Source organism: Actinomadura syzygii (assembly GCF_008085905.1).
In the GTDB taxonomy this organism is placed as follows: Bacteria; Actinomycetota; Actinomycetes; order Streptosporangiales; family Streptosporangiaceae; genus Spirillospora; species Spirillospora syzygii.
On sequence record NZ_VSFF01000001.1, the window covers coordinates 772,061 to 796,375 of the forward strand.

Sequence of the window (24,315 nt, forward strand, 5' to 3'; positions counted from 1 at the left end):
TGGGCGGCACCACTCGACCGAGCAAGGAGAGACGCGCATGTCCGAAATGACCCGCCGCCGTGCCTTGAAGGCGTCCGGACTCGCCGCCGCCGCGGCCGCCGTTCCGCTGGCGGCCGTCCCATCGAGCGGGGCCGCCGCGAGCGAGCCGCGACGGCGTCCAGCGCACGGCCGGATCGACACGCACCACCACGCCGTCCCGCGCAAGATGCGGGAGTGGGCCATCGCGCAGGGCCTGCTCCCGCCGACCGGCGGCCCGTCCTGGGCCCAGTGGACCCTTCGGGGCACGCTCCGCACCATGAACGCCAACGGCATCGCCGTGGGCGTCGCCTCAGCGCCCGTCCCGGCCGAGGCGTTCATGGACCGCAAGACCGCCGTGTCCGGCGTCCAGGTGTGCAACGAGTCGCTCGCGGAGCTGGCGCGCGACCACCCCACCCGGTTCGGCTTCTTCGCCAACGTCGCGATGCTCCACCCCGACCTGGCCGTGGAGCAGGCCGCGCACGCCTTCGACGTCCTCGGCGCGGACGGCGTCCTGCTCAACACCTCCGCCGCAGGCCATTACCTCGGACACCGGATGTTCGAGCCCCTCTTCGCCGAGCTGAACCGGCGCCGCGCCGTAGTGTTCACCCATCCCGTCGCGCCGAAGGGCATCGTCCAGGTGCCGGAGGTCGGCGACTGGCTCGGCGACTTCCTGCTCGACACCACCCGCACCGCGCTCAGCCTCATCGCCACGGGCGCGCTCGACCGCTACCCGGACGTGTCGATCATCCTGTCCCACGGCGGCGGGTTCCTGCCCTACATGGCCGGACGCGCCGAGCGCTGGGGCCGCGAGGACGGCGGGCCCGACCCGGCGAAGATCCGTCCGGCGCTGCGCCGCTTCCACTACGACACGGCGCTGCCGACGTCGCCCTACGCGACGCCGACCCTGCTCGCCGCCGCGGGCGCCGACCGCGTGCTGTTCGGCACCGACTGGCCCGCCAACTCGGCGAAGGAGGTCAGGCTCAACACCGTCGACTTCGACCGCGACCCCGGCGTGGACGGACGCGCGCACCGCGCCATCGTCCGCGACAACGCGCTGCGCCTGCTGCCCCGGCTCGCGAAGCGGCTCACCGGATGAGCCCGGGTCAGCCCGCCTCTTCGCGGAGGACGCCCTCGTCCCGCGCGGGCGCCGCCGGTCCGCGTTGCTCGCGCAGCCTGTCCTGGAGGATCTGCAGGCCCTCCAGGCCGTCCACGGAGAGGGCGGCCAGCTCGTCCAGGGACATCAGCGGGTCGGTGCGCAGCGGCGGCCGCCAGCCGTGCTCGGCGTCGTGGCTGCGCAGCACCTTCGCCGGGACGCCGCCGATCACCGCGTGGTCGGGGAACTCGCCGCGCACCACGGCCCCGCCCGCGACCGCGACGTTCCGGCCGAGCCGGGTGCCGGGCAGGATGATCGCGCCGGTGCCGATCCAGCAGCCGTCGCCGATCACGACCGGGTTGTTCTCCGGCCACTGCCGTCCGATGGGGGTGTCGAGGTCGCCATAGGTGTGGTTCTGGTCGGTGATGTAGACGTTGGGGCCGGTGAACACGTCGTCGCCGATCTCGATCGACTGGTGGCCGACGATGTGCGTGCCGCGGCCGATCGAGCAGCTCCCGCCGATCCGGACGACGACGTCCGGCCCGAGGTCGAGGCCGGGGACGAACCCGGCCGAGATCGTGACGTGCGTCCCGACCAGGGTGTGGTCGCCGATCGCGATCCACGGCTCGCCGTAGATCGCGCCGACCGGGAACGCGATGCACGCGCCCTCGCCGAGGTAGGCGAACCTGCGGCGGCCCGGCGTCTCCGGGGTGATCTCCCCGTGCCGCTGCACCCACTCCCAGGCGCGGTGGACGGCCCCGTGCACGCCCTGGCGGGCCCGCAGCCCGGCGCGGGCCGCGAGCGGCCGGCGGAACGACCGGCGAAGCGGCCGGGACAGCCGGGACGGCCCGTTCGGCGACATGGCCCTCACCGTACCGGTAGGTAGCAAGCCCTGGACACGCCGGAGGGCCCGGTCTTCTCGACCGGGCCCTTCGGCGATCCGTCCGAGGACGGGGCTTGCTGCGGGGCTCCTGAGTGCGGGGCTCCTGAGTGCGGGGCTCCTCAGTGCGGGGCTCCTGAGTGCGGGCTCAGTGCGGCGAGTGCACCTGGCCGTCGACGTCGGAGCCGGAGACCGTCATGGCGTCCGCCGAGGTGGCGTCGCCCGACCGGTCGCCGGAGCCGCCGGCCAGGTCGCGGAGCACGCCGCGCCGGGTCGCGACCGCGCCGGCCACGCCGACGGCGGCGACCGTCCCCAGCATGGCCATGATCGCGCCGCGTCCGGGACCGGACCGCTTCGGCGGCTCCACCCGGTGCGCGACACCGCTCAGGAACGTGCTCACCCGGGGGGCGAGCCCGCTCTCGACATATCGGGCCGCCTGCCGGAGGCGCGGGGCGCTCCAGCCGCGGACCGTCATCACCCGCTCACCCGCGGCGGGTCCGATCCGCTCCGCCGCCGAGGACGCGCCCTGACGGCACCGTTCGACGCCGACCCGGGCCGCCTCCTGGGCGCGGCCGAGCCCGCTCCGAACCTCCTCCTGCGGCTTACCGCGGAAACTGATCATTAGGGACACGCTAACCTCCCTGTTTGCGAGGTCCTGTCATGCAGCCTTCCCACGGACCGGGGGGTAAACCTTCGTGCGCGACCGTTCGACCGCACAGCGTGACGGGTTCGGGCGCGACCGCGACCCCGCCGAGCAGGGCGAAGCGAGCACGGCAGGGCGAGTAAGGCACAGCGAGTACGCACCAGAGAGCACGCAGACTCACGAGGAGGCGGCCAGCGTGGCCAACGAGATCTTCGCGACCCTGAACACGTCCGAGGGCAAGATCGTCGCCCAGCTCTACCCGGAGCAGGCGCCGGAGACGGTGGCGAACTTCGTCGAACTGGCGGAGGGCACCCGGACCTGGCACGATCCGCGGACCGGGCAGAAGTCCAACGACCCGCTCTACAGCGGGACGGTCTTCCACCGCGTGATCGACAAGTTCATGATCCAGGGCGGCGACCCGCTCGGCACCGGCACCGGCGGCCCCGGCTACGAGTTCAAGGACGAGTTCCACCCCGACCTGAAGTTCAACAAGCCCTACCTGCTGGCGATGGCCAACGCCGGGCCCGGGACGAACGGCTCCCAGTTCTTCATCACGCTGAGCGTCGGGCAGACCCAGCACCTCACCGGCCGCCACACCATCTTCGGCAAGGTCATCGAGGGCACCGACATCGTCGACCGGATCGGCAAGGTCGAGACGGCGCGCGGCGACCGCCCGAAGCAGGACGTGGTCCTCCAGTCGGTGACGATCGAACGCCGCTAGTCGTTGCATACGGTGTAAGCCCAGGACGGGTGTAAGCCACGACGGCCGTAGGCCCACGACGAGCGATGCGCCGCACGGCACAACGGAGTTCCAGATGACCACAGAACACGGTCCCGCCCCCGAGACGTCGGTGCCGACCTGCTACCGGCACCCGGGGCGGGAGACGTACGTGCGCTGCACGCGGTGCGACCGCTTCATCTGCCCCGAGTGCATGCGGGACGCGGCCGTCGGCCACCAGTGCGTGGAGTGCGTCCGGGCGGGCAACCAGGGCGTCCGCCGGGCCGTGCCCCGGACGGTGCTCGGCGCGCGGGGCTCGGCGACCGCCGTGCCGGTCGTCACGTACACGCTGATCGGCGCGTGCGTGCTGGCCTACCTCGCCGAGCTGTCGTCGTGGCGGGTCGTCTGGGAGTTCATGATGCTGGGCCGCGGCGTGCTGCCGGACGGCGAGGTCGGCGGCGTCGCCGAGGGCGAGTGGTACCGGCTGGTCACCACGATGTTCCTGCACCAGCGCGGCGGCAGCTTCGGCGTCACCCACATCCTGTTCAACATGTGGGCGCTGTGGGCGATCGGGCCCGCGCTGGAGCAGGTGCTCGGACGGTGGCGCTTCCTCGCCCTGTACCTGCTGTCCGGCCTCGGCGGCTCGGTGCTGCTGTACCTGGTGGGCTCCCCGGCCGACTCGGCGGTCGGCGCGTCCGGCGCGATCTTCGGCCTGTTCGGCGCGTTCTTCGTGATCGGCCGCAGGTTCGGCGGGTCGGTCGGCCCGATCGTGGTGCTGCTGGTGATCAACCTGGTGATCACCTTCTCGGTGCCGAACATCTCCTGGCAGGGGCACGTCGGCGGGCTCGTCGTGGGCACGGCGCTCGCCGCCGCCTACGCGTACGCGCCGGCCGCGCGGCGCACGCTGTTCCACGTGGGCGCGCCGCTGGTCACGCTCGCGCTGCTCGCCGCGCTCGTGCTCGTCAGGACGGCGGAGCTGAGCCCGTCCGTGTAGGCACGGCCTGGGCACGGCTTAGCGCCACGTCAAGCGGCACGCGGACGCCGCCGCGCGCACACCCCCTCGGGGGTCACCGCGGCGGCGTCCTCGCCTGTCCGCCGCGGCCTGTGGAAAACCTGGGGAAAACCCGCCCGGGAGCCTCCCAGCCTGTGGATAACCCCGGCGTCAGCGCCAGCGGGTCGAGAGCACCACGCCGAGGATGATGGCGGTGAAGCCGATCCCCAGGTTCCAGTTGTGCAGGTCGGACATGAACGGCACGTCGGTGCCGGTGCTCGCCGTCACGTAGAAGACGGCGATCCAGATCAGGCCGACGAGCCACAGCCCCACCATGGTCGGCACCAGCCAGCGCGGGCTGACCTCCGGGGCCTTCGACTTCTGCGGGGGCGTGTAAACGGCCTTCTTGCGCACTTTGGACTTGGCCACGGTGGTCGGTCTCCTCGGACGGCCGGCGGCCGGAGCGCCGGTCCGCGCATGGGTGGTTTGTCGGTTAGCGTAGTCGCCGATGTGCAGCGTACGGCGTCCAGCGTGGCGAAGCATCATCCCAGTTCTCACGCTCCTCGCGGGAACCCTGTTCGCGGCGAGCGCGAGCACGGCCCGCGGCACGAGCCTGCGCGAGCAGGGCCGCACCCGGATGACCGAGCTCATCGCCGCCGAGCAGCGCCGCAGCCGCCAGGAGCGCGCCGAGTACCGGCGGCTCCGCCACGAGGTCGACGGTATATCGCGCGCGGCCGGACGTCACGACGCCCGCGTGAAGCGGGCCCAGGCCGAAGCGGACGCGCTCGCCGCCCGCGCCGGGCTCACCCCGCTCGCCGGGCCCGGCGTCGGCGTCTCGCTGGACGACGCGCCCCAGCACGGCGACCCGCCCCGCGGGGCACGTCCGGACGACCTCGTCGTCCACCAGGCGGACGTGCAGGCCGTCGTCAACGCGCTGTGGGCGGGCGGCGCCCGCGGCCTCCAGATCATGGACCAGCGGGTCATCTCGACGAGCGCGGTCCGCTGCGTGGGCAATACGCTGATCCTCCAGGGCGTCGTGTACTCCCCGCCGTTCCGGATCACCGCCGTCGGCGACCCGGGGCGGCTGCGCGCGGCGCTCGGCGCGTCCCACGAGATCGCCGTGTACCGGAAGTACGTCCGCGCGTACGGGCTCGGCTACGCGGTGCGGACCGTGGAGCGCGCCACCCTGCCGCCCTACACCGGCAACGTGACGATGAAGCACGCCACGGTGCCGCCCGAGCGGGCCCCCGAGTAGCCCCCGAGCAGAGAGGACGCGCGTTGCGGACGGTCATCCGTGGCATGGGCGAACTGTGCATCACCGCCGGCCTGATCGTCATTCTCTTCGTGACGTACGAGCTGTGGGGCACCGGCCGCTACACCGAGGGCCAGCAGAACCGCCTCGGCGACGAGCTCATGAAGGACTGGCGCGCGTCCAGGGTCACCACCGAGCAGGTGAGGCTCGGGAAGGGCCTGGCGATGATCCGCATCCCCCGCTTCGGCAAGGACTACCACTACGTCGTCATCGAGGGCGTCGAGCGGAAGGACCTGCGCAAGGGCCCCGGCCACTATCCCGGCACGGCACTGCCCGGCCAGGTCGGCAACTTCGTCGTCTCCGGCCACCGGACGACCTACTCCGCCCCCTTCAACCGGCTCGGCGAGCTGCGGCTCGGCGACAAGATCCTCATCGACACGCGGGACGAGCAGTACACCTACACCGTCACCGACCGCCGGATCGTGAAGCCGTCCGCCGTGGAGGTGACGGCGCCCGTCCCGCTGCACCCGAACCGCAAGCCCACCAAGCGCATGATCACGCTGACCACCTGCCACCCGAAGTACTCCGCCGCCGAACGGATGATCATTTTCGGCGAGCTGGCGTCCGCGGTGCGGCGCGTCCAGAAACCGACCTAGGAGGCCCCGTGTACCTGTGGATATGGCGCCGCCTGCCGGGCACGTGGCAGACCAGGACGGCGACCGCGCTCGGGCTGGTCGTCGCCGTCGCGGTCGTCCTCTGGTATGTGGTGTTCCCGTGGGTGGAGCCCAAGGTCCAGTTCGACCACGGCGTGGTGGACGGCCCGACGCCCACCCAGTCAGCGAAGCCCTGATGACCGTGCGCGTCCTCGTCGTGGACAACCACGACAGCTTCGTTTACAACATCGTCCAGTACCTGCTGGAGCTGGGCGCCGACTGCCTGGTCAAGGACCGCTCGGACGTCACCCTCGGCGACGCGGCGGACGTCGACGGCGTCCTGCTGAGCCCCGGCCCCGGCCACCCCGCCGACGCGGGCGTCTGCCTGGACCTGGTCCGGGACGCCGACCGCCGGGGCACGCCCCTCCTCGGCGTCTGCCTGGGCCACCAGGTGATCGCCCACGTCCACGGCGCCGCGGTGACCCGCGCGCCGGAGATCGTCCACGGCTCCACGAGCGAGATCGTCCACACCGGCGAGGGCGTCTTCCACGGACTGCCCACGAGCTTCCAGGCGACCCGCTACCACTCCCTGGCGGTGGACCCGGCGACCGTCCGGTCCCCGCTCGAGGTGACGGCCCGAACCCCCGCAGGCGTGATCATGGGGCTGCGCCACCGATCCCGCCCGATCGAGGGCGTCCAGTTCCACCCGGAGTCGATCCTCTCGGCCCACGGCCACCGGCTCCTGGAGAACTGGCTGACATCAACCCGAACCTCCTAGCGGTCCGAGGCGTCTCAAGACAGCGAAGAGGGCTTCCGCCACTCGGGGGCAATGGCGGAAGCCCTCGATATGGTCTTCGTCACGGCACACCGGGACGTTACGGATTTCAACCGAAAATTTCTGAAGATCTCGGCTGATTTGGGAACTCGCAGGTCAGGGGACCGCCTGCGAACCGAAAGGGCCCCGGCCTCCCGCAGGGGAGGCCGGGGCCCTTCGTCGGTCGACGGGTCAGCCGTTGCCGTTCGGGAACCCGGGGATGCCGGGCGTCTCCGGCGGGCCGGTCGGGCCGGTCGGCGGGTTCGGCGCCTGCTGGGCCACGTAGATCGTCACGGTGTCGCCGGGGGCGACCGTGGCGTCCGGGGTGGGCTCCTGGTTGAACACGAAGCCCGGCGCGACCTGGCGGTCCGGCGGCGCGACGCCCTTCTTCACATCGCAGCGCAGCCCGAGCCGCTGGAGCTTGCCGCAGGCGGCCCGCTGGCTGTTGTTGAACAGGTCCGGCACCTTGAGGTTGGCCGGGCCGTTCGACACGACGACGGTGATGCTGGCGCCCTTGTCGGCCTTCGTCCCGCCGGCCGGGTCGGTGTTGATCACGCTGAGCCTGGGGACGCTGTCGCTCGACTCGACCCGCTTCTCGACCTCGAACCCGCGTTCCTCCAGCGTCGCCTTGGCCACGGTGTACGGCTTGCCGGTCACGTCCGGCACCTCGACCTGCGTCGGCGGCTTCTTGCCCTTGGAGACGAGCAGCGTGACCGTCGCGCCCTTCGCGGCGTTCGTGCCGGGACGCGGGTCGGAGCTGATCACGTAGCCCCGGCGCACGTCGTCGCTGTAGTCGGTCTTCGACTCGCCGACCTTGAAGCCGAGCTTGGTGAGCTGCCCGGACGCGTCGGTCTGCGACACGTTGACGATGCTCTGCGGGATGGCGACCTCGTCGGTGCCGCTCCCCCCGTTGCCGCTCATCTTCCAGCCGATGAGCGCCGCGCCGCCGATGAACAGGATGGCGAGCCCCACCCACAGCGCGACCTTCTTCCCGGCGCCGCCGCGCTCGGGCTCGTCGTCGTACCGGACGGGCGGCAGCCCGTACCCGTCGTCCGGCCGGTGCACCTGGGTGCGGGCCGGTCCGCCGCCGGGATAGGCGCCCATGACCTGCGTGCCCTGCGGCTGCTGCGCGCCCATCATCATCGTGGACGCGGCCGTCGACGCCACCGGCTGCCCCTGCAGCACGCGCTGGATCTCCTGCCGGAACTCCGTCGCGTTCTGGTAGCGGTTGTCGGCCTCCTTGGCCATGGCCTTCAGGACGATCGCGTCCGCCCACTGCGGAATCTGCGGGTCGACCTGCGACGGCGGGACGGGCTCCTCCCGGACGTGCTGGTAGGCGATCGCGACCGGGGAGTCGCCGGTGAACGGCGGCTTTCCGGTGAGCAGTTCGTACAGCACGCAGCCGGTGGAGTAGATGTCGCTGCGGGCGTCGACCCGCTCGCCCCGCGCCTGCTCCGGCGACAGGTACTGCGCGGTGCCGATGACCTGCGCGGTCTGCGTCATGGTGGCGGCGGTGTCGGCCATGGCCCGGGCGATGCCGAAGTCCATGACCTTGACCTCGTGCTGCCGGGTCAGCATCACGTTGGCGGGCTTGATGTCGCGGTGGACGATGCCGCCGCGGTGGCTGTAGTCGAGGGCGCGCAGGATCCCGTCGGTGATCTCCAGGGCCTTGTCGGGCATCAGCGCGCGGTTCTCGCGGAGGAGGTCGCGCAGCGTGCTCCCGTCCACGTACTCCATGACGATGTACGGGATCGAGGTGTCGCCGATCATGTCCTCGCCGGTGTCGTACACGGCGATGACCGAGGGGTGGTTCAGCGACGCGGCGGACTGCGCCTCGCGCCGGAACCGGGCCTGGAACGTCGGGTCGCGGGCCAGGTCGGACCTGAGCGTCTTGACCGCGACGACGCGGTCCAACCGCAGGTCCCGGGCACGGTAGACCTCGGCCATGCCGCCTCGCCCGATCACCGTATCGAGCTCGTAGCGGCCGCCGAGCAGCCGAGGTTGACTCATATGTGCACTTTCCCTCGTACGTCTACACCTTGTCCTCCGAACCTAGCTTCCCGTCCTGTGCGGAAGAGGGATCCGGGCTCGGAGTTGACGGAGTCGTGGAGGTCTCCGTCGGTGCGGGTGTTGGCTCTGGGGCAGGTGGCTCTGGGGCGGTGGGGGTCGCCCGGGGCGGATTCGTTGAGGTCTCTCGTGTCGGGGACGTCCTCCGGGCCCCCCGCGTTGACGGACGGATCCTATGCGTCCGGTGCCGTGGCACGACAGTCGGCCAGGGTGTGCGCGCCCGGTGCCGTGGGAGCCCGTCCGGGTGGACGGCCGGGTCGCGGACGTGCTGGTCCCCGACCGGCCTGGTCGCGGGCGGGCCGGCCGGCGGGTCGCGCTCGTCGGCGCCGAGGCCCGCGAAGGCGAACCCGCGCCACAGCGTCCCGATGACGATGGCGCAGGCCACCAGCAGGACGGCGGCGACCGACGTGTAGGCGAGCGCGCTGCGCCGTTGCCCGCGCGCCGGCCCCTTGGTGAGGCTATCCGCCGCGCCGGAGTCGTCAAATCCCGACAAGGTGGACGATCGGGTAACGATGGTGTCACCTGATCGGCGCGGGCGCCCGCCGTTCCCGGCGTCCACCCGGGCCTGCCGGCCGGTGCTCAGCGCCGCGCGGATCCCGAGCGCCCGCCGGACCACCTCGCCCGCGTCGGCCGGACGTCCCGCCGGATGCTTCGCCAGCATCTGCATGACCAGCTCGCGGGCGGCGCGCGGCACCCGGCCCGGCAGCCCGGCGGGCGCGTCCCGGACGTGCTTGAGCGCCACCTCCACCGGCGTGGACCCGTCGAACGGCGGCGCGCCCGTCAGGCACTCGTACGCCACCACGCCCAGCGAGTAGAGGTCGGCCGCCGGGGACAGGTCGTGGCCCTGCGCCTGCTCCGGCGAGATGTAGTGGGCCGTCCCCATGACCATGCCCGTCGCGGTCTGCGACGCCCCCGCCAGCCGCCGCGCGATCCCGAAGTCGGTGATCTTGAGGGTGCCGTCCGGGGACACCATCAGGTTCGCGGGCTTCACGTCCCGGTGCACGACGCCCGCCGCGTGCGCCACCGTCAGCGCCCGCCCGGCCTGCACCATCAGGTCGAGGACGGCCTCCACCGGCAGCCCGCCGCCGCGCGCGAGGATCTCGTCCAGCGGCTCGCCGGGGACCAGCTCCATCACGATGAACGTCCGGCCGTCCTGCTCGCCGAAGTCGTACGCCCGCGCGATCCCGGGGTGCCGCAGCTCGGCCGCGAACCGCGCCTCCGCCGCGAACCTGCCCTGCGCCGACTGGTCGCCGCCGAGCTCGCGGCGCAGCAGCTTCACCGCGACCTCGTACCCGGCCGCGTCGTCGGACGCGCGCCAGACCTCGCCCATCCCGCCGATCGCCAGCCGCTCCAGCAGCCGGTACCGGTCGTTCAGGACGAGGCCCGGGCTCACTTCTTCAGGACCTCGGCCATGATCGTCGCCGCGATCGGGCCGGCGTTGGTCGCGCCGTCGCCCGAACCCTCGGTGACGACGGCGAAGGCGTACCGCGGGTTCTGCACCGGGCTGAACCCGACGAACCAGCGGGAGTTCGGGATGCCGGACGCCGGGTCCTGCTCGGCGGTGCCGGTCTTGCCCGCGATCTGCCGGCCCTGGAGGTTCTTCGCGGTGCCCTCGGAGACCACCGCGCGCATCATCTCCTGCATCTGCTCGGCGTGGTCGCCGCTCATCGCCTGCGCGAACTGCTTCGGCGACGCGGAGTACAGCTCGCTCTGGTCCTTCGCGCGGACCGTCTGGACGACGTACGGGCTCATGATCTTGCCGTCGTTGGCGACGGCGCAGGCGACCATCGCCATCTGCAGCGGCGTGGCGCGGACGTTCTCCTGCCCGATGCCGGACCGGGCCGTCCCGTCCTTGCCGGTCTCGATCTTGTTGCCCTTGGCGTCCGTCACCGACACCGGGACGGCGCTCGCGGCGGCGTACATGTCCGGCTCCATCTTGATCCGCTCGCCGAACCCGAACTTCGCGGAGCCGTCGTGCAGCTGCTGGATGCCCATGTCGAGCGCCATCTTCGCGAACGAGGTGTTGCACGACTCGGCGAACGCGCCCTTGAGCGGCGCCGAGCCCGCGCAGCTCCCGCTGTCGTGCGAGTTCGGCAGCGGACGCCCCGACTCCGGCAGGATCAGCTGCCCCGTGTTGACCTGGCTGGAGATGTTCAGCCCGAGCCGCTCCATCGCCACCGCCGAGGTGACCGTCTTGAACGACGAGCCGGGCGGGAACGTCTGGCTGAGCGCGTTGTCGACCAGCGGCCTGATCACGCCGCTGCCCTTGTCCAGCTCCTCCAGGCGCTTCGCGCCCTTCTCACCGGTCTGCGGCGCGACCTCGTTCGGGTCGAACGACGGCCACGACGCCGCCACCTTGATCGCCCCGGTCTTGATGTCGATCACCACGGCGCCGCCGCGGCGGCCCGGCTGGGTCTTCTCCTTCAACGCCCGGTAGGCGGTGCGCTGCGCCTCCGGGTCGACCGTCAGCTCCAGGTTCGCGCCCTCGGCCTTCTTGCCGATGAACGTGTCGAACCAGCGCTGCTGGGTGATCCGCTTGTCCTTGCCGCCGAGCAGCGAGTTGTAGGCCCGCTCGACCTGCGTGGCGTTCCCGTTGAAGTACCCCGTGATCGGCGCGAAGATCGGCCCGTCGCCGGGCTTCGACCCGTACGTCCGGCCGTACTTCGGGTTGGGCTTGTGGGTCTCCTTCGACTCGACCAGCACCTCGCCGCCCGCGGAGATCTGGCCGCGCGGCGAGTTGAAGACGTCCGCGTACTGCCGGGCGTTGCGCGCGTCGGTGCGGAGGTCCTCCGCCTGGCTTCCCTGGACGTAGTTCACCTGTGCCATCAGCCCGAAGAACAGCAGCATCGCGAAGATCGCCACCCGCCGGACCGGCTTGTCCATGTTCATGAAGGGCAGCTCACCTCGTGCTCACGATCTGGGTCATGCCTTCGTCCTGGATCGCCTGCGGGGCGGGCTTGCGCGCGTCATGGCTCATCCGCACCAGGATCGCGATCAGAATCCAGTTGGCCATCAGCGACGAACCGCCCTGGGACAGGAACGGCGTCGTCAGGCCGGTGAGCGGGATGAGCCGCGTGACGCCCCCGACGATCACGAAGACCTGGAGGGCGAGGACGAACGACACACCGCCCGCGAACAGCTTGAGGAACGGATCTCGCGCCGCCACGGCGGTCTTCATCCCCCGTTGGACGATCAACGCGTACGTCAGCAGCAGCACCATCAACCCGGTCAGGCCGAGTTCCTCACCCAGTGAGTCGAAGATGAAGTCGCTGAAGGACAGCGGTGTCCGCCAGGGTTCGCCCTGGCCGAGGCCGGTGCCGAGGACGCCGCCCTGCCCGAGCGAGAACAGCCCCTTCATGAGCTGCGCGCTGTCGGAGTACTCGCCGCCGAGCTCGCTGACGCAGGCGCTGAAGCCCGGCGACGGGTCGCCCTGCGCCTTGAACTTCTTGTAGATGGCGGTGTCGGGGTTGACCGGGATGACCTTGCCGTCGTCCATCAGGCAGCCGCCGTCGAAGTACGGCTTCGGGTTCTGCCAGATGTCGATGCGCTGGTTGACGTGCCCCATGAAGGGCAGCAGCGTCGCGATGAACACGCCGACCGCAAGCAGCCCGACGCCGATGAACACCCACGACACCCGCTGCGTCGCGATGTAGAGCATCGACACGAACAGGCCGAAGAACAGCAGCGCGGTGCCGAGGTCCTTCTGCATGAACAGGACGCCCAGGCAGAGGAACCAGATCACCACGATCGGGCCGAGGTCGCGGGCCCGGGGCAGGCTGATCGGCCCGACCTTCTTCCCGATCAGCGACATCGCCTGCCGCTTGTTCACCAGGTACCCGGCGAAGAAAACGACCAGCAGCAGCTTGGTGAACTCGCCCGGCTGGACGGACAGCGGACCGAGGTGGATCCACACGCGGGCGCCGTTGATCTCCATCCCGATGCCGGGGACGATCGGCAGCAGCAGGAAGATCACGCCGGTGAGGCCGATCAGGTACGTGTAGCGCTGCGCGGTCTTCGGGGTGACGGACAGCGGCGCGTCCGGCTTGTCGGTGTCGCGCATGAGCAGCACGGCGATGACGAACAGGCCGATGCCGACGAACGTCCACATCAGCTGGCCGGGCGCGTCGGCGGCGTCCTTGAGGAGCTTCTTGCCGGCCGCCTCGGCGATCTTGTGATCCTTGCTCGTGTCCAGGTCGAGCCGGTAGATCATGGCCAGCCCGATGCCGTTCAGCGCGACCGCGAGCGGCAGCAGCAGCGGGTCGGCGTAGGGCGTGAACTTCGTCTGGACGAAGAACGCCGCGAACGCCAGCACGACCAGCCCGCCGCCGTAGACGAAGAGCCCGCCGGGGATCTTGCCGTCCCGCGCGAGCCCCACCTCGGCGAACGCCGACAGCGTCAGCACCATCGCGAAGATCAGCAGCGCCAGCGAGGCGGAGTTGCGCCGCTGGTAGGGCAGGTGCGCCCTGATCTGGTCTCCGATCGACTGCATCTAGGACTTCCCTCCCTCGGAGGGACAGTCCCGGATCGCGGGGTCGCGCCGCTTGCACTTGTCGCGGCGGTCCGTCAGCTGCCGGAGGCGGTCGTCGGCCGCGGCGCGCCCGATGAGCTTCGACACCTCGCCCTTCCGGATCGCCGTGGCGTCCGAGACGGGGAGCTCGCCGACCGGGAGGGAGGTGGCGACGGGCTTGCCCTCCACGCAGTTCTGCTGGGCCCGGCCGCGCACGATGGCGACCTTGCCGGACTCGTCGACCAGGCTGTACTTGCAGACCCGCTCGACCAGGAGGTTCCAGTCGCGCGGGCCGTCGACGGTGTAGGTGTCCTCGACCTGCCGCTGGAGGTTCTCGGGGAGGTCCTCGACCATGATCGGCTGGAGGCCCTTGGCGTCGGCCCTGCGGGACAGGTCGATGCCGGGGACGCCGTGCGGCGTCCCGCGGAAGAGCACCGCCTGCTTGTTCTCCGCGCCGATGTAGTAGCCGTTCCGGACGTTCTGCACCAGCACGACCCCGCCCGCGACGAGGCCGACGACGACCACCCCGGCGGCGACGACGAGCCACGTCCAGCGGCGGCCGCCGCGGCGCCGGCCGCCCATCGGGGCCCCCTGCATCGCGCCCGCCATCGGCGGTCCGCCCCGCGGATCGCTCAGCGGGGCGGGGGCGGGCGGCGGCGGCATCTCGTCGACGGCGACCGGGGGCTGCGGCATCGTGTCGCGGAGCTGCGCGGCGCGTCCGGCGGGCGTGTCGGCGACCGTCGTGTTCGCGCCGGGCCCGCCGCCGGGCGGCTCCGGCGGCGCCGAGTTCGCCGCCGCGCCGACCGCCTGGCCCGGCCCGCCGGTCGGCGGCTGCCGCTCCATGTCGATCACGTCGGCGACGACGCAGGTGATGTTGTCCGGCCCGCCGCCGCGGTTCGCGAGGTCGATGAGCTGCCGGACGGCCTGGTCGGGCTCGTCCACGTCGGTCAGCACCTGGAAGATCGTCTCGGCGGTGACGACGCCGGACAGGCCGTCCGAGCACAGCAGGTACCGGTCGCCGACCTGCGCCTCGCGCAGCGACAGGTCGGGATCGACCTCGCCGCGGCCGTCGAGCGCGCGCAGCAGCAGTGAGCGCTGCGGGTGCGACGCCGCCTCGTCCGGGCTGATCCGGCCCTCGTCGACGAGCGACTGCACCAGCGTGTGGTCGTGCGTGATCTGGAAGAGGCTGCCGTCGCGCAGGAGGTAGGCGCGCGAGTCGCCGATGTGGACGAGCGCGACCTGGTTGCCCGCCCACAGCATCGCGGTGAGGGTCGTCCCCATGCCCTGGAGGGCCGGGTCGGACTCGACGATGCGGTGCAGGTTGTCGTTCGCCGCCTTGACCGTGTGCTCCAGCGCGGCCAGCAGCTCCGTCGCGGGAAGGTCCTTGTCGAGGGCGCGGAGCGCCTCTATGGCCGCCGCGCTGGCGATCTCGCCGCCGACGTGCCCGCCCATCCCGTCGGCCACCGCGAGCAGGTGCGCGCCCGCGTACGCCGAGTCCTCGTTGCCCTCGCGCAGCATGCCGACGTCGGAGCGCGCGGCGTAGCGGATTCCCAGGGTCATTTGCGCAGCTCGATCACGGTCTTGCCGATACGGACCGGGACCCCCGGCGGCACCGGCATCGGCTGGCTCACCTTCGTGCGGCCGAGATACGTCCCATTGGTCGAGCCGAGATCTTCCACGATCCACTGACCGTCCTGCGCGTAAATTCGGGCATGCCGGCTCGAAGCGTAGTCGTCGGTCACCACGAGCGTGGCGTCATTCGCCCGACCGATGGTGATAGGGACGCCGGTGAGGTCTATGACGGTGCCGGCCCGTTCGCCCTGCACCACCACGAGCTTCGTCGGGGCGGCGTGCTGGGCGCTGCGGGGCTGTCGCTGCGGCTTCGGCTGCTGCTGCCGCGGCTTCGGGGGACGGGGCTTGGACTCCCGGTTGGCCGCCCTCGCCGCGGCCTTCGAGCCGAACAGGTCGGCCCTGATCACTCCGACGGCCGCGATGACGAACAGCCAGAGGACCGCGAGGAACGCCAGCTTGATCAGCGTGAGGGTGAATTCGGTCATCGGAGTCGGGGTTACTCCCTGTCGCGGCGGAACACAAGGGTGGTGCGGCCCATCGTGACCCGGGAGCCGTCGACCAGCGTCACCCGCCGGATCGGCTGCCCGTTCACGAACGAGCCGTTGGTCGACCCTAGATCCACGAGAGCGATTTCGGGACCTTCTACGCGGATCTCGGCATGGTGCCGAGACACGCCCGGATCGACCAGTCGCAGGTCGCAGTCAGTGCCGCGACCGAGCAGGGTCACCGGCGTATTGATCTCATAGGTGCGCTGGGTCGCGTCCGCCCCCTCCACCGCCGTGGTCACCAGCAGCCGCGGATGCCCGCCGAACACGCCCCCGCGGCCCCCCCGCGGAACGTCGCTCACCGGCTGCCGGATCTCCCCGCCCTCGACGGTCGAACCCCGGATCACCCCGGACCGGATGCGGAACATGCCCGTGGCGAGATCGCCCGCGTTCTCGAACCGCACGCGCACCGGACCGACGAAGGAGTACCCCTGCTCCTTCGCGTACTCGCGCGCCAGGTTCGCCAGCTCCTGGCTCAGGCTGTCGGCGTACACCTGCAGCCGCTGCCCGTCCTGCTGAGAGATCTCGACGACGAAGTCGTTCGGAACGAGCGTGCGGCCCTGTGCCACGATCGCCGCCCGATCGTCCATCTCGCGCTGCACAGCACTGGCCACCTCGACCGGCTGCAGCTCCGACTTGAAGGCACGGGCGAAGGCTCCTTCGACCATGCCCTCCAGCCGTCGCTCGAAGCGCTGAATGACGCCCACGGGCACCTCCCTTCCCCACTGGTAGACGATCGTATCGGTGCGAAGGTTCGCTCGGAGTACCTGGATACCTAACCACTGCTAGGACCGTGCTAGCCTTTTCAGCGACCCGAAACGGGTCGACACCCACGGGCGGGTGGCGGAACGGCAGACGCGCACGGTTCAGGTCCGTGTGTCCGAAAGGATGTGAGGGTTCAAATCCCTCCTCGCCCACGATGGAGTTGGGAGTGGTATACCCGCGGAGAGCGCGGGTCGCCACTCCCTCTTTCTGTTTGTCTGGGGGGCGACCCCCAGACCCCCGATGTGGGGGGCTCCGCCCCCCACGCCCCCCTGCCGGTTGCGGTTCTTGCGCGGCTGCGGGGCGTGCTGATGATTGTCTGCGTCCCTCTCGGCGCCCTGGCAGTTGCGGTTGATGCGCCTGGGCGTTGCGGTTGGGGCTTCCCCTGCCGATTGTGGCTCGTGCATCGTCCTGTTGTGGTTGGTGTGTCGTTGGCGGTGCGGGTGGTGCTTCCCCGGTGGGTGCGGTTCTTGCGTTCCCGGCGGTTGCGGTTGGTGCCTGCCTGGGGTTGCGGTCGTCTTAATCGTGTGGGCAGGCGTTTTGCTCGGCTTGGGGGCCTGGGCTTAGGGGGTGGTCAGTCGGTGATGTCTACGCCGTAGTTGCGGGCCAGGTCGGCTAGGGCGTGGTCGTAGCCTTGGCCGATCGCGCGTAGGCGCCAGGACGGGCCTCGGCGGTAGATCTCGGCCAGGAGCATGGTGCGTTCGGTCGTGCCGGCGTCGAGGGTCGCCTGTGCCAGCGGCGCCTCGCTGCCGATCGTGATCTCGATGGCGCCTACCGCGCCGAAGGTCGTGGTGCCGTCGATGGCGGCGGCGATGACGACCCTGTGCACCGCTGGGGAGAGGCTCGCCGTGTCGATGATGATCGACTGTTCGGCTGGGCCGTCCGCGGACAGGGTGATGGTTCCGTCGGGCGTTTCGGTCGCGCCGTAGAACACGAAGTCGTCGTCGCAGGAGACCTGTTCGTCGGCGTCCAGGGCGAAGGCTACGACGTCGATCTCGCAGGTCGTCTGGTGGGCCCACGTCGCGGCTACGGTCCAGGGGATTGTGTGAGACGTGACCAGGTCGATTGCGCCGCCGCGTGGCAGGACGGGGATTGCGGGCTGCTTCGGTTCCACTCTGATGCCGCCAGGGGGTGGGGATGTGCTCAGCGTCCGCAGCCAATTCTCGTCATGCACTGGCAGGCCGAGGGAGTGGACCCGGCTCATGCGCCGGTCGGTGTCTCCGCCTGGAAGGACGACGACGTCGGTGACGCTGCCCGAGAGGTTGACCGCGGCGGAGCCGCCGAGTTCGGTGACGCGAACCCTCGTCGCTGCGGCCTGGTCATGGGAGCCGCCCAAGACGAGTACGCGCCGTCCGGTCAAGCCTTTGACGGGGAGTGTGACGTGGTGTGCTGGGGGTGTGGTGGGTCGATCCTGAGGCGGTGCGGCCTTGTGGGGCGTGCCGGGGCGGACGTCCTGGAGTAAGCGCAGGAAGGTGGGCTCGTCGATGATGGGGATGCCCTCGGCGGTGGCACGTTCGGCTTTGGCGGTGGGAAGGTCTGGGTCGTTGGCCACCAGGGCGCTGGTGTGGCGGCTGACCGTGGACATCATGTTCAGTCCGGTCGCCGTCGCCTTGGCCGTCAGGTCGGTGCGGGGCGTTCGGGTGTCGCCGGTGATCGCGACCTTCATTCCCTGGACGAGTGGGCCGCCGGCGGCGAGGCGTCCGGGGTTGCGGTAGGCGCAGGGGATCTTGCGGGAACCGGCGGGAGGCCGGGGGCGGACGGCGGTCTGGCGGGGTGGGCAGGGCACCAAGGGCAGGCTGAGGCCGAGTCGGGCCGCCGCCGTCAGCGAGCCGTGCAGCACTCCGGCCAGGACGCGGGTGTCGTCCACCGCGTCGTGCGCCTTGGTCTGGACGACGCCGTAGTGCGCCGCAAGCGTCCCCAACCGCATGTTGGGCGTGGGCGGGGACAGGCGGCGGTTGAGGGCGAGGGTGCACAGTCGCTGGTCGACCGGCAGGTTGAGTCCGGCACGGGCGAACTCGTGGGCCAGGAAGTCGTAGTCGAAGCGCGCGTTGTGGGCGACCATCACGCGGCCGTGGAGCAGGGCGGCGACCTGAGGGCCGACCTGCTCGAAGCTGGGGGAGCCGACGAGACGTTCCCTGGTCAGCCCGTGGACGTGAACGGGGCCGGGGTCGCAGCCCGGATTCAGCAGGGAGGAGAACTGGCCCGTCACCCGCCCGTCGGCGTTGATCGCCATCAGGGCGATGGACAGTATGCGGTGCTCGGAAGGCCGGAACCCGGAGGTCTCCACGTCGACCAAGGCCCAGTCGGAGGGGTAACCCAGCATGGCAGGCGTGTGTCCAAACGGTCACTGTCGGGTGTCTGAGCACCGAATGCTAGCCATGTGGTTCGGCTCGCAGCTAGATCGTAGAGTTGCCCCTTCCGGCCATCGACCTCGCGTTTTCACGGGGCAACGGTGAGCGGAAGGTTGGGGGACGGTGTGGGCGGCGGTCAGGGTGCGGTGGACTCGCTGTGTCAGTGGTGGCGGCAGGCCGGGGGCGAGGATCTCGACGCGCTGCGGGAGTGCGGGCGGGTGCTCGCGGAGTTGCTGCGCACGGAAGACGGCCTGGAGGTCGTCCTGCGCGGTGCGGTGGTGGTGGACGGACGGTTCGCTGGCTGTTCTTTCGGCGCGGTCGATTTCTCTGACGTGCGGTTCGTTGGAGATGTGGACTTTGCGGGGGCGCGGTTCGACGGGGAGGCGGTGTTCCAGCGGATTCTGTGCGAGGGAGACGCGGAGTTCGGCGGGGCCGCTTTCGCGGAGGTTGCGGTGTTCGGGCGTGCCCGGTTCCGGGGCGCGGCCGGGTTCGCGGGGGCGCGGTTCGCCGATCTGGCGTGGTTCGGGCGCGGTGAGGACGGGCTGTCGGAGGAGGATCCCGCCTGGGACGAGGTCGAGGACGCTGTCACGCCCGCCTGGCAGGAGCCCAACGAGGACGATCCGCACTGGCCGCTCGCCGTGCTGGACTTCGACTACCAGGACTGGATCGAGGGCGGTGACGGCGCCCGCTTCGCCGGTCCGGCCACCTTCCGGGGCGCCGAGTTCGCCGCGGACGCCTGGTTCGGCAAGGCCCGGTTCGGCGACTCCGCGGACTTCACCGGTGTGTCCTTCGGCGGCCCCGTCCACCTTGTGGCCCCCACGGCTGAGCTGACGGGTGCCCGTGCTGAGGCTGCCGAGCATGAGTGGCCCTTCGGCTGGCGTCTGGACGATGGGGAGATGGTCGCCGACTCCGGGTGGGGTGGACTGGCTGGCAATGATCCGCTCGCGCGTTTGGCGGGTGTCGAGCTGCTTGCCTCGGTCGGTGATGCCGAGCCCACGGTCCGTGCGGGGGTGGTTCGTGCATTGTGCGAGTACCTGCGGGTGCCGTTGTCCTTCGCCGTCACCGGGTCCCTGACGCCGTTGCAGGCCGCCGAACTGCGGGCGCGCCGGGCCGCGCAGGAGACGCTCGCCGCCCGCGCTCGTCCCGGTGGCTGGGCGGATTTGTCACTGCATTTGTCGGGCGCGACGCTCGTTGATTTGGATTTCAGCGGTGTGTCGGTTGCCTACGGCGATTTCTGCGGTGCCCAGTTCTACGGCAAGACCGACTTCACGGGCGCGGTCTTCGAGCGTGCCGACTTCTGCCTGCCCGGCTCGTCCGATGGCCGCGCGACCTTCCACGGCCCGGCGGTCTTCGCGGACGCGCGCCTGACCCGCCACGCCTCGCCCGATGACCGCGAACGGTCGGGCCTGGACCGCTGCCGCTTCCACGCCGACTCCCCCTGATCAGGGCGACCAGACGAGGCCGCCGCTGGTGGCGGCGGCCTCACGCGACACGTCCGGCTGGGTCAGTGGGTGCAGGCCGGCATGTGGTTCGCTTGCACCCATCCGAAGCGGCCGGCGTTGGAGGAGTAGCCGTAGACCCACTGCTTGGGGCCGTAGGGTCGGCCGTCCTGGCGGCGGCAGTGCTTGCGGGTGATGCGGAAGGTCCAGCCTCTGTCGACGCCGCCGATCGCGTACTTGTTGGCTCCGTTGCGCAGGGTGCCCGGCGTCGTGACCGTCACGTGCCCGTGCAAGGGCCTGGCGGGAGGCGTGATGTCCACGACGGTGACGCTGTTGTTGCCGCGAGTGGCGTGCCGGTCGGGCAGCGCGGGAGCGTAGCCGTTCGGGTCGGGACGGTCGGTCAGGTCACGCGGCGCCCGTACCCGTGGGAACTTGCGCGCGACCGGGTCGACGAGGCACTTGGTGTTGATCCAGCCCCACCACGGTGCGGCGCCCGCCTTCTGCCGCTGCGGGTCGCGGACCATGGCGTAGCCGGCCGCCGTGTAGCGGACTCCGACCTCCTTGGAGGACGTTGACGGACCGGCGGGCCAACTCGCGTCCTTGCGGTGCTTGCCGGGGTGGTTGAAGAAGACCTTGCAGTCCCTCTTGACCAGGGTGCTGTTGGTGTAGTGGACCTTGGGCTCGGCCGCCGGGGCGGCGGGCGCGCCGGGGGACGCCGATGCCGGGGCGGCGGCCCCGCCCATCGCGAGTGCGAGCGCGAGCATGAGTCCGGTTCCGGCCTTGACCGCGAAACGGCCGAAGCGCACAGGGCCAATGATCATTGTGAAGAAATCCTCTGTTCGGTGTTCCGGCGCCTCCCCGGCGCCCGGTGAGCAAAGATTGGCAGAAGCGCGGAGGCGGTAGGCGCCTCACCGGGAGTGGGAATTCCCATCCCAGAGGCCACCGCTCCTGACCTGCTGTTTCCCACTGAACCCGAGGCAGAAGGGGATGACGAGAAATGACGGGGACACACTCATCGGACTCGGCTGATGGCGAGCGGCGCGAAAGGTTGATGCGGCAACTGGTCGAGCGGACCGGGAAAAGGACCCTGGTGACGCAGGCGAACGCGCTCGATGTGTCGAAGTCCGCATTGGGGCGTTATTTGCAGGGGAAGCAAATATCAGCGAAGAACCTGGAGGCAATGGTCGCCGCGGCCGACGGGCAAGGTCTCTGGCGGCCGGGCGAGCGGGACGAGTTCCTGGCCGCCTACGCGAAGACCCCGACGGACCAGGGCGACACCGCGGACAACGATCAACACTCTCCCGAGACCGTCTCCCCACCCGACGATCCGGCGCCCGAAAGCCCTGAGAAACCCGAGGTCGGCAGCCAGGATCAGGCCGCCGCCGCGAACCTGCCAGGTGAAGAGTCCGATCTCACGCGCCCGCCTCGGACGCCGCGACCTGCGAAGACGCCGCAGGCGCAGGCGCGACGGGGGGCCGTCCTCGTCGGCTTAGCCTCGATCGTCGCGGCCCTGGTCACCGCGTTGGTCGTCACGGCGGTGTTGCGGCACAGCGCTCGATCGTCGCCAGAAGTCGCCGCGTCGGGCCACCGCGAATCGTCCACCGCTCTCGGCACCCCCAGCCCGTCCCCCGCGACTTCATCCCTTGGACCTTCACCCACGCCTTCGCCGCGAGCGCCCATTCCCGCTCTTCAGGGATCTGGAGCAGAGCCGTCGAATTTCTCACCGCGCCGGCGGCCAATGTCTTCGGCGACTCCTGACCGTCCCGCCCCGACCGCCGACTGCCGGCCGAACCAATACAAGGTCGAGGAGGTGGGCGACGTCCTCAACGAAACCGGCGACGTGATCGGACAGGTGGTCCGCGGTGACATCTTCTTCCGGGAGGTCCCGGCGAAACATGACCCGCACCGCTATCGCTACTACGGCACCGTCCCCACTCGGAACATCTCCGGTTATGTCATGCAGCGAAAACTCGAACCCACCTGCGCCTGATCTCCGGCGCGACGCGCTACGCCATGCGTAGGGGAGGCGTCAATCGGTCTTGTGGGTGATCTTGCGGAGGGGAGGTCTGGTCCGGTGGTGGATCACGGGGACCAGTGGGGCGAACGAGAATCGGTGGACCAATCCGCGCCTTGCGCGGAAAAGGCATCGATCCCCACGAAGGGAACCGTATGCGCCTCAGACACAGGATCCTCGCGGCCGGCGTTGCGGGTGTTGCGCTCGTGCCCGCGTTAGCGGTCACCGCCCTCGCCGACCCCGGCGTCCGGGCAGGCGACACGACCAGCCCGGTCGAGAAGAAGCGCGTCGACAGTGTGCCCACCCCGAAGCTCGCCTGGTACAAGTGCTACGAGATCGCGGAATGCGCGACCGTCCGGCTGCCTCTGGACTATGACGACCCCAAGGGCGCGACCACCGAGATCGCCGTCCTGAGAGTCAAGGCGCGGAACGCTAAGAAGAGGATCGGCAGCCTGTTCGTCAACCCGGGCGGGCCCGGCGGGCAGGGCACCGCCCTCGCCTACCAGGCGGGCCAGTTCCTCGGTGCGGACGTACTCGACCGGTTCGACGTCGTCGGGTTCGACCCGCGCGGCATCGGGTTCAGCTCCAACGTGGCGTGCTTCAAGTCCACAAAGGACCAGACGCTCGCGATGGCCGGTCTGAACGTGGCGTTCCCGATGGGCGCGAAGGAGGAGGCCGCCTACATCAAGTCGGCGACGGCGGTCGGCAAGGGCTGCTCGACGACCGGGAAGAAGCTGGCGGGCGCGATGTCCACCGCCGAGGCGGCGCGCGACATGGAGGTCCTGCGCCGGTCCGTCGGCGACAAGAAGCTGACCTACCTGGGCTTCAGCTATGGCACGGCGCTCGGGCAGTACTACGCGAACATGTTCCCGGACCGGCTGCGCTCCGTGGTCGTGGACGGCGTCCTCAACCCCGTCTCCTGGGCCGGGACCCCGAAGACCGCGGGCCAGATCCTGGACGACCGGCTCCGCTCCGCCGACGGCGCGTACAAGGCGCTGAAGGAGATCCTCGTCCGCTGCGCGAAGGCGGGCAAGGAGAAGTGCCAGTTCGCGCAGTTCGGGGATCCGGCCAAGAACTTCGACGTCCTGGCGCAGCGGCTGAAGACGAAGCCCGTCGACATCCAGGGCGAGAAGGTCACCTACGCCGACTTCGTCGGCGCGACGCTCGGCAACCTGTACGACCCGAGCGGCTACCTGTTCATCGACGCCATGGCCACCGACCTGTGGAAGGCGACGTCGTCCACCTCGACGGCCGCGCAGGCGACGGCGGCGCGCAAGGCGCTCGCCGCGCGCATCGCGGAGCGCCGGGCCGAGGTCGCGCGGCAGAAGAACGCCGCGGAGAAGGTCACGGCGAAGGACTTCCCCTACGACAACGGGCTCGACGCCTTCAGCAGCGTCGTCTGCACCGACGGCCTGCACCCGAAGAAGGCGGGGAACTGGCCCGCGGCCGTGGCCGCGTCCGACAAGCGGGCGCCCTACTTCGGGCGCGCGTGGGACTGGGGCAGCGTCCAGTGCGCCGGTGACGCCTGGAAGGTCCGCGACGAGGACGCCTACACCGGGCCGTTCAACCGGCGGACGAACGCCCCCGTCCTGTTCGTCGGCGACTACTACGACCCGGCCACGAACTACGACGACGCCGTCTCGTCCAGCAAGCTGCTGCCCAACAGCCGGTTGCTGTCCAGCAACAGTTGGGGGCACACCGCCTACGGCACGTCGGCGTGCGTGACCAACGCGATCGAGGGTTACCTCGTCAGCGGGACGCTGCCGCCCGCGGGCAAGGTGTGCGTCGGCGACGTCCAGCCGTTCGAGGGCGACGGCGGTCCGGCCGTCGCGACCCGCGGACCGGCGGACGCGAGCGCGATGGCCGCCCAGGCGGGCACCGAAGCTCGCGGTCCGAAGCTGGCCCCGGTGGCGGTTCGGGTTCCGAAGTCCATCCTGCTCGGGACGCGCTGAACCGATTGACCGTGACGCCGGGCGGGCCCGTTGGAGGGCCTGCC

General features: G+C 70.7%; 22 protein-coding genes and 1 tRNA gene. 11 read left to right on the forward strand and 12 right to left on the reverse strand.

The genetic code is table 11. The annotated features are described in order from the left end of the window. Positions 1-37 precede the first annotated feature (37 nt). Positions 38-1,114 (forward strand): amidohydrolase family protein, encoded by a 1,077-nt coding sequence (locus tag FXF65_RS03755; protein WP_148348230.1) that lies wholly within the window; start codon positions 38-40, stop codon positions 1,112-1,114. 7 nt (positions 1,115-1,121) lie between these two features. On the opposite strand, the gene FXF65_RS03760 is transcribed toward FXF65_RS03755, so the two are convergent. Both FXF65_RS03760 and FXF65_RS03765 read right to left on the reverse strand, forming a co-directional pair. After that, positions 1,122-1,973, reverse strand: a complete 852-nt coding sequence (locus FXF65_RS03760) for an acyltransferase (RefSeq protein WP_148348231.1) — start codon at positions 1,971-1,973, stop codon at positions 1,122-1,124. A gap of 166 nt (positions 1,974-2,139) precedes the next feature. Further along, positions 2,140-2,613, reverse strand: a complete 474-nt coding sequence (locus FXF65_RS03765; RefSeq protein ID WP_148348232.1) for a hypothetical protein — start codon at positions 2,611-2,613, stop codon at positions 2,140-2,142. Between the two features lie 217 nt (positions 2,614-2,830). Here FXF65_RS03765 and FXF65_RS03770 point away from each other — a divergent pair, with 217 nt between their 5' ends. Continuing rightward, a complete protein-coding gene (locus tag FXF65_RS03770) occupies positions 2,831-3,355 on the forward strand; it encodes a peptidylprolyl isomerase (RefSeq protein WP_148348367.1) in 525 nt (174 codons plus the stop codon). A gap of 94 nt (positions 3,356-3,449) precedes the next feature. Further along, positions 3,450-4,346, forward strand: a complete 897-nt coding sequence (locus tag FXF65_RS03775; RefSeq protein ID WP_148348233.1) for a rhomboid family intramembrane serine protease — start codon at positions 3,450-3,452, stop codon at positions 4,344-4,346. Positions 4,347-4,514: 168 nt separating this feature from the next. On the opposite strand, the gene FXF65_RS03780 is transcribed toward FXF65_RS03775, so the two are convergent. Next, positions 4,515-4,772 carry a cell division protein CrgA gene (locus FXF65_RS03780; RefSeq protein ID WP_148348234.1) on the reverse strand — a complete coding sequence of 86 codons (258 nt, stop codon included), beginning with the start codon at positions 4,770-4,772 and terminating at the stop codon, positions 4,515-4,517. A 79-nt stretch (positions 4,773-4,851) separates the two neighbouring features. Between FXF65_RS03780 and FXF65_RS03785 the strand changes: the two genes are divergently transcribed. The 4 genes from FXF65_RS03785 to FXF65_RS03800 are packed head-to-tail and all read left to right on the forward strand — an operon-like array spanning position 4,852 to position 7,026. Continuing rightward, a complete protein-coding gene (locus FXF65_RS03785) occupies positions 4,852-5,598 on the forward strand; it encodes a DUF881 domain-containing protein (RefSeq protein ID WP_148348235.1) in 747 nt (248 codons plus the stop codon). Positions 5,599-5,621: 23 nt separating this feature from the next. After that, a complete protein-coding gene (locus FXF65_RS03790; RefSeq protein WP_246198327.1) occupies positions 5,622-6,251 on the forward strand; it encodes a class E sortase in 630 nt (209 codons plus the stop codon). Between the two features lie 8 nt (positions 6,252-6,259). Further along, positions 6,260-6,445, forward strand: coding sequence for a hypothetical protein (locus FXF65_RS03795; protein WP_148348236.1), 186 nt, complete (start codon positions 6,260-6,262; stop codon positions 6,443-6,445). Next, positions 6,445-7,026, forward strand: coding sequence for an anthranilate synthase component II (locus FXF65_RS03800; protein ID WP_148348237.1), 582 nt, complete (start codon positions 6,445-6,447; stop codon positions 7,024-7,026). Before FXF65_RS03795 ends, FXF65_RS03800 begins: the two co-directional genes overlap by 1 nt. A 228-nt stretch (positions 7,027-7,254) precedes the next feature. On the opposite strand, the gene pknB is transcribed toward FXF65_RS03800, so the two are convergent. The 7 genes from pknB to FXF65_RS03835 are packed head-to-tail and all read right to left on the reverse strand — an operon-like array spanning position 7,255 to position 16,460. Beyond that, positions 7,255-9,072: a Stk1 family PASTA domain-containing Ser/Thr kinase gene (gene pknB / locus FXF65_RS03805; RefSeq protein ID WP_148348238.1), complete on the reverse strand. Its 1,818-nt coding sequence runs from the start codon at positions 9,070-9,072 to the stop codon at positions 7,255-7,257. Between the two features lie 22 nt (positions 9,073-9,094). Further along, entirely contained in the window at positions 9,095-10,522 is a 1,428-nt protein-coding gene (locus FXF65_RS03810) for a serine/threonine-protein kinase (RefSeq protein WP_148348239.1), read from the reverse strand. Beyond that, the gene (locus tag FXF65_RS03815) at positions 10,519-12,018 is read right to left on the reverse strand and encodes a peptidoglycan D,D-transpeptidase FtsI family protein (protein ID WP_148348240.1); all 1,500 of its coding nucleotides are present in this window, start codon (positions 12,016-12,018) and stop codon (positions 10,519-10,521) included. The genes FXF65_RS03810 and FXF65_RS03815 overlap by 4 nt, the downstream gene beginning before the upstream one ends. A 10-nt stretch (positions 12,019-12,028) precedes the next feature. Then, a complete protein-coding gene (locus tag FXF65_RS03820; RefSeq protein ID WP_148348241.1) occupies positions 12,029-13,618 on the reverse strand; it encodes an FtsW/RodA/SpoVE family cell cycle protein in 1,590 nt (529 codons plus the stop codon). Beyond that, a complete protein-coding gene (locus FXF65_RS03825; protein WP_148348242.1) occupies positions 13,619-15,196 on the reverse strand; it encodes a Stp1/IreP family PP2C-type Ser/Thr phosphatase in 1,578 nt (525 codons plus the stop codon). It lies immediately after the preceding gene. Beyond that, positions 15,193-15,693, reverse strand: coding sequence for an FHA domain-containing protein FhaB/FipA (locus FXF65_RS03830; protein WP_148348243.1), 501 nt, complete (start codon positions 15,691-15,693; stop codon positions 15,193-15,195). Before FXF65_RS03830 ends, FXF65_RS03825 begins: the two co-directional genes overlap by 4 nt. An 11-nt stretch (positions 15,694-15,704) precedes the next feature. Then, the gene (locus tag FXF65_RS03835) at positions 15,705-16,460 is read right to left on the reverse strand and encodes an FHA domain-containing protein (protein WP_067905231.1); all 756 of its coding nucleotides are present in this window, start codon (positions 16,458-16,460) and stop codon (positions 15,705-15,707) included. Between the two features lie 127 nt (positions 16,461-16,587). On the opposite strand from FXF65_RS03835, the gene FXF65_RS03840 reads away from it, so the two are divergent. Beyond that, positions 16,588-16,670, forward strand: a tRNA-Leu gene (locus FXF65_RS03840). A gap of 419 nt (positions 16,671-17,089) precedes the next feature. On the opposite strand, the gene FXF65_RS03845 is transcribed toward FXF65_RS03840, so the two are convergent. Further along, positions 17,090-18,838: a DEDDh family exonuclease gene (locus tag FXF65_RS03845; protein WP_148348244.1), complete on the reverse strand. Its 1,749-nt coding sequence runs from the start codon at positions 18,836-18,838 to the stop codon at positions 17,090-17,092. A gap of 153 nt (positions 18,839-18,991) precedes the next feature. Between FXF65_RS03845 and FXF65_RS03850 the strand changes: the two genes are divergently transcribed. After that, positions 18,992-20,308, forward strand: a complete 1,317-nt coding sequence (locus FXF65_RS03850) for a pentapeptide repeat-containing protein (RefSeq protein ID WP_187412068.1) — start codon at positions 18,992-18,994, stop codon at positions 20,306-20,308. 62 nt (positions 20,309-20,370) lie between these two features. Here the strand turns inward: FXF65_RS03850 and FXF65_RS03855 are convergent, their stop codons facing one another. After that, a complete protein-coding gene (locus tag FXF65_RS03855) occupies positions 20,371-21,126 on the reverse strand; it encodes a hypothetical protein (protein ID WP_148348246.1) in 756 nt (251 codons plus the stop codon). A gap of 269 nt (positions 21,127-21,395) precedes the next feature. Between FXF65_RS03855 and FXF65_RS03860 the strand changes: the two genes are divergently transcribed. Both FXF65_RS03860 and FXF65_RS03865 read left to right on the forward strand, forming a co-directional pair. Then, the gene (locus FXF65_RS03860; RefSeq protein ID WP_148348247.1) at positions 21,396-22,295 is read left to right on the forward strand and encodes a hypothetical protein; all 900 of its coding nucleotides are present in this window, start codon (positions 21,396-21,398) and stop codon (positions 22,293-22,295) included. Between the two features lie 230 nt (positions 22,296-22,525). Continuing rightward, a complete protein-coding gene (locus FXF65_RS03865; protein WP_222868356.1) occupies positions 22,526-24,271 on the forward strand; it encodes an alpha/beta hydrolase in 1,746 nt (581 codons plus the stop codon). Positions 24,272-24,315 lie beyond the last annotated feature (44 nt).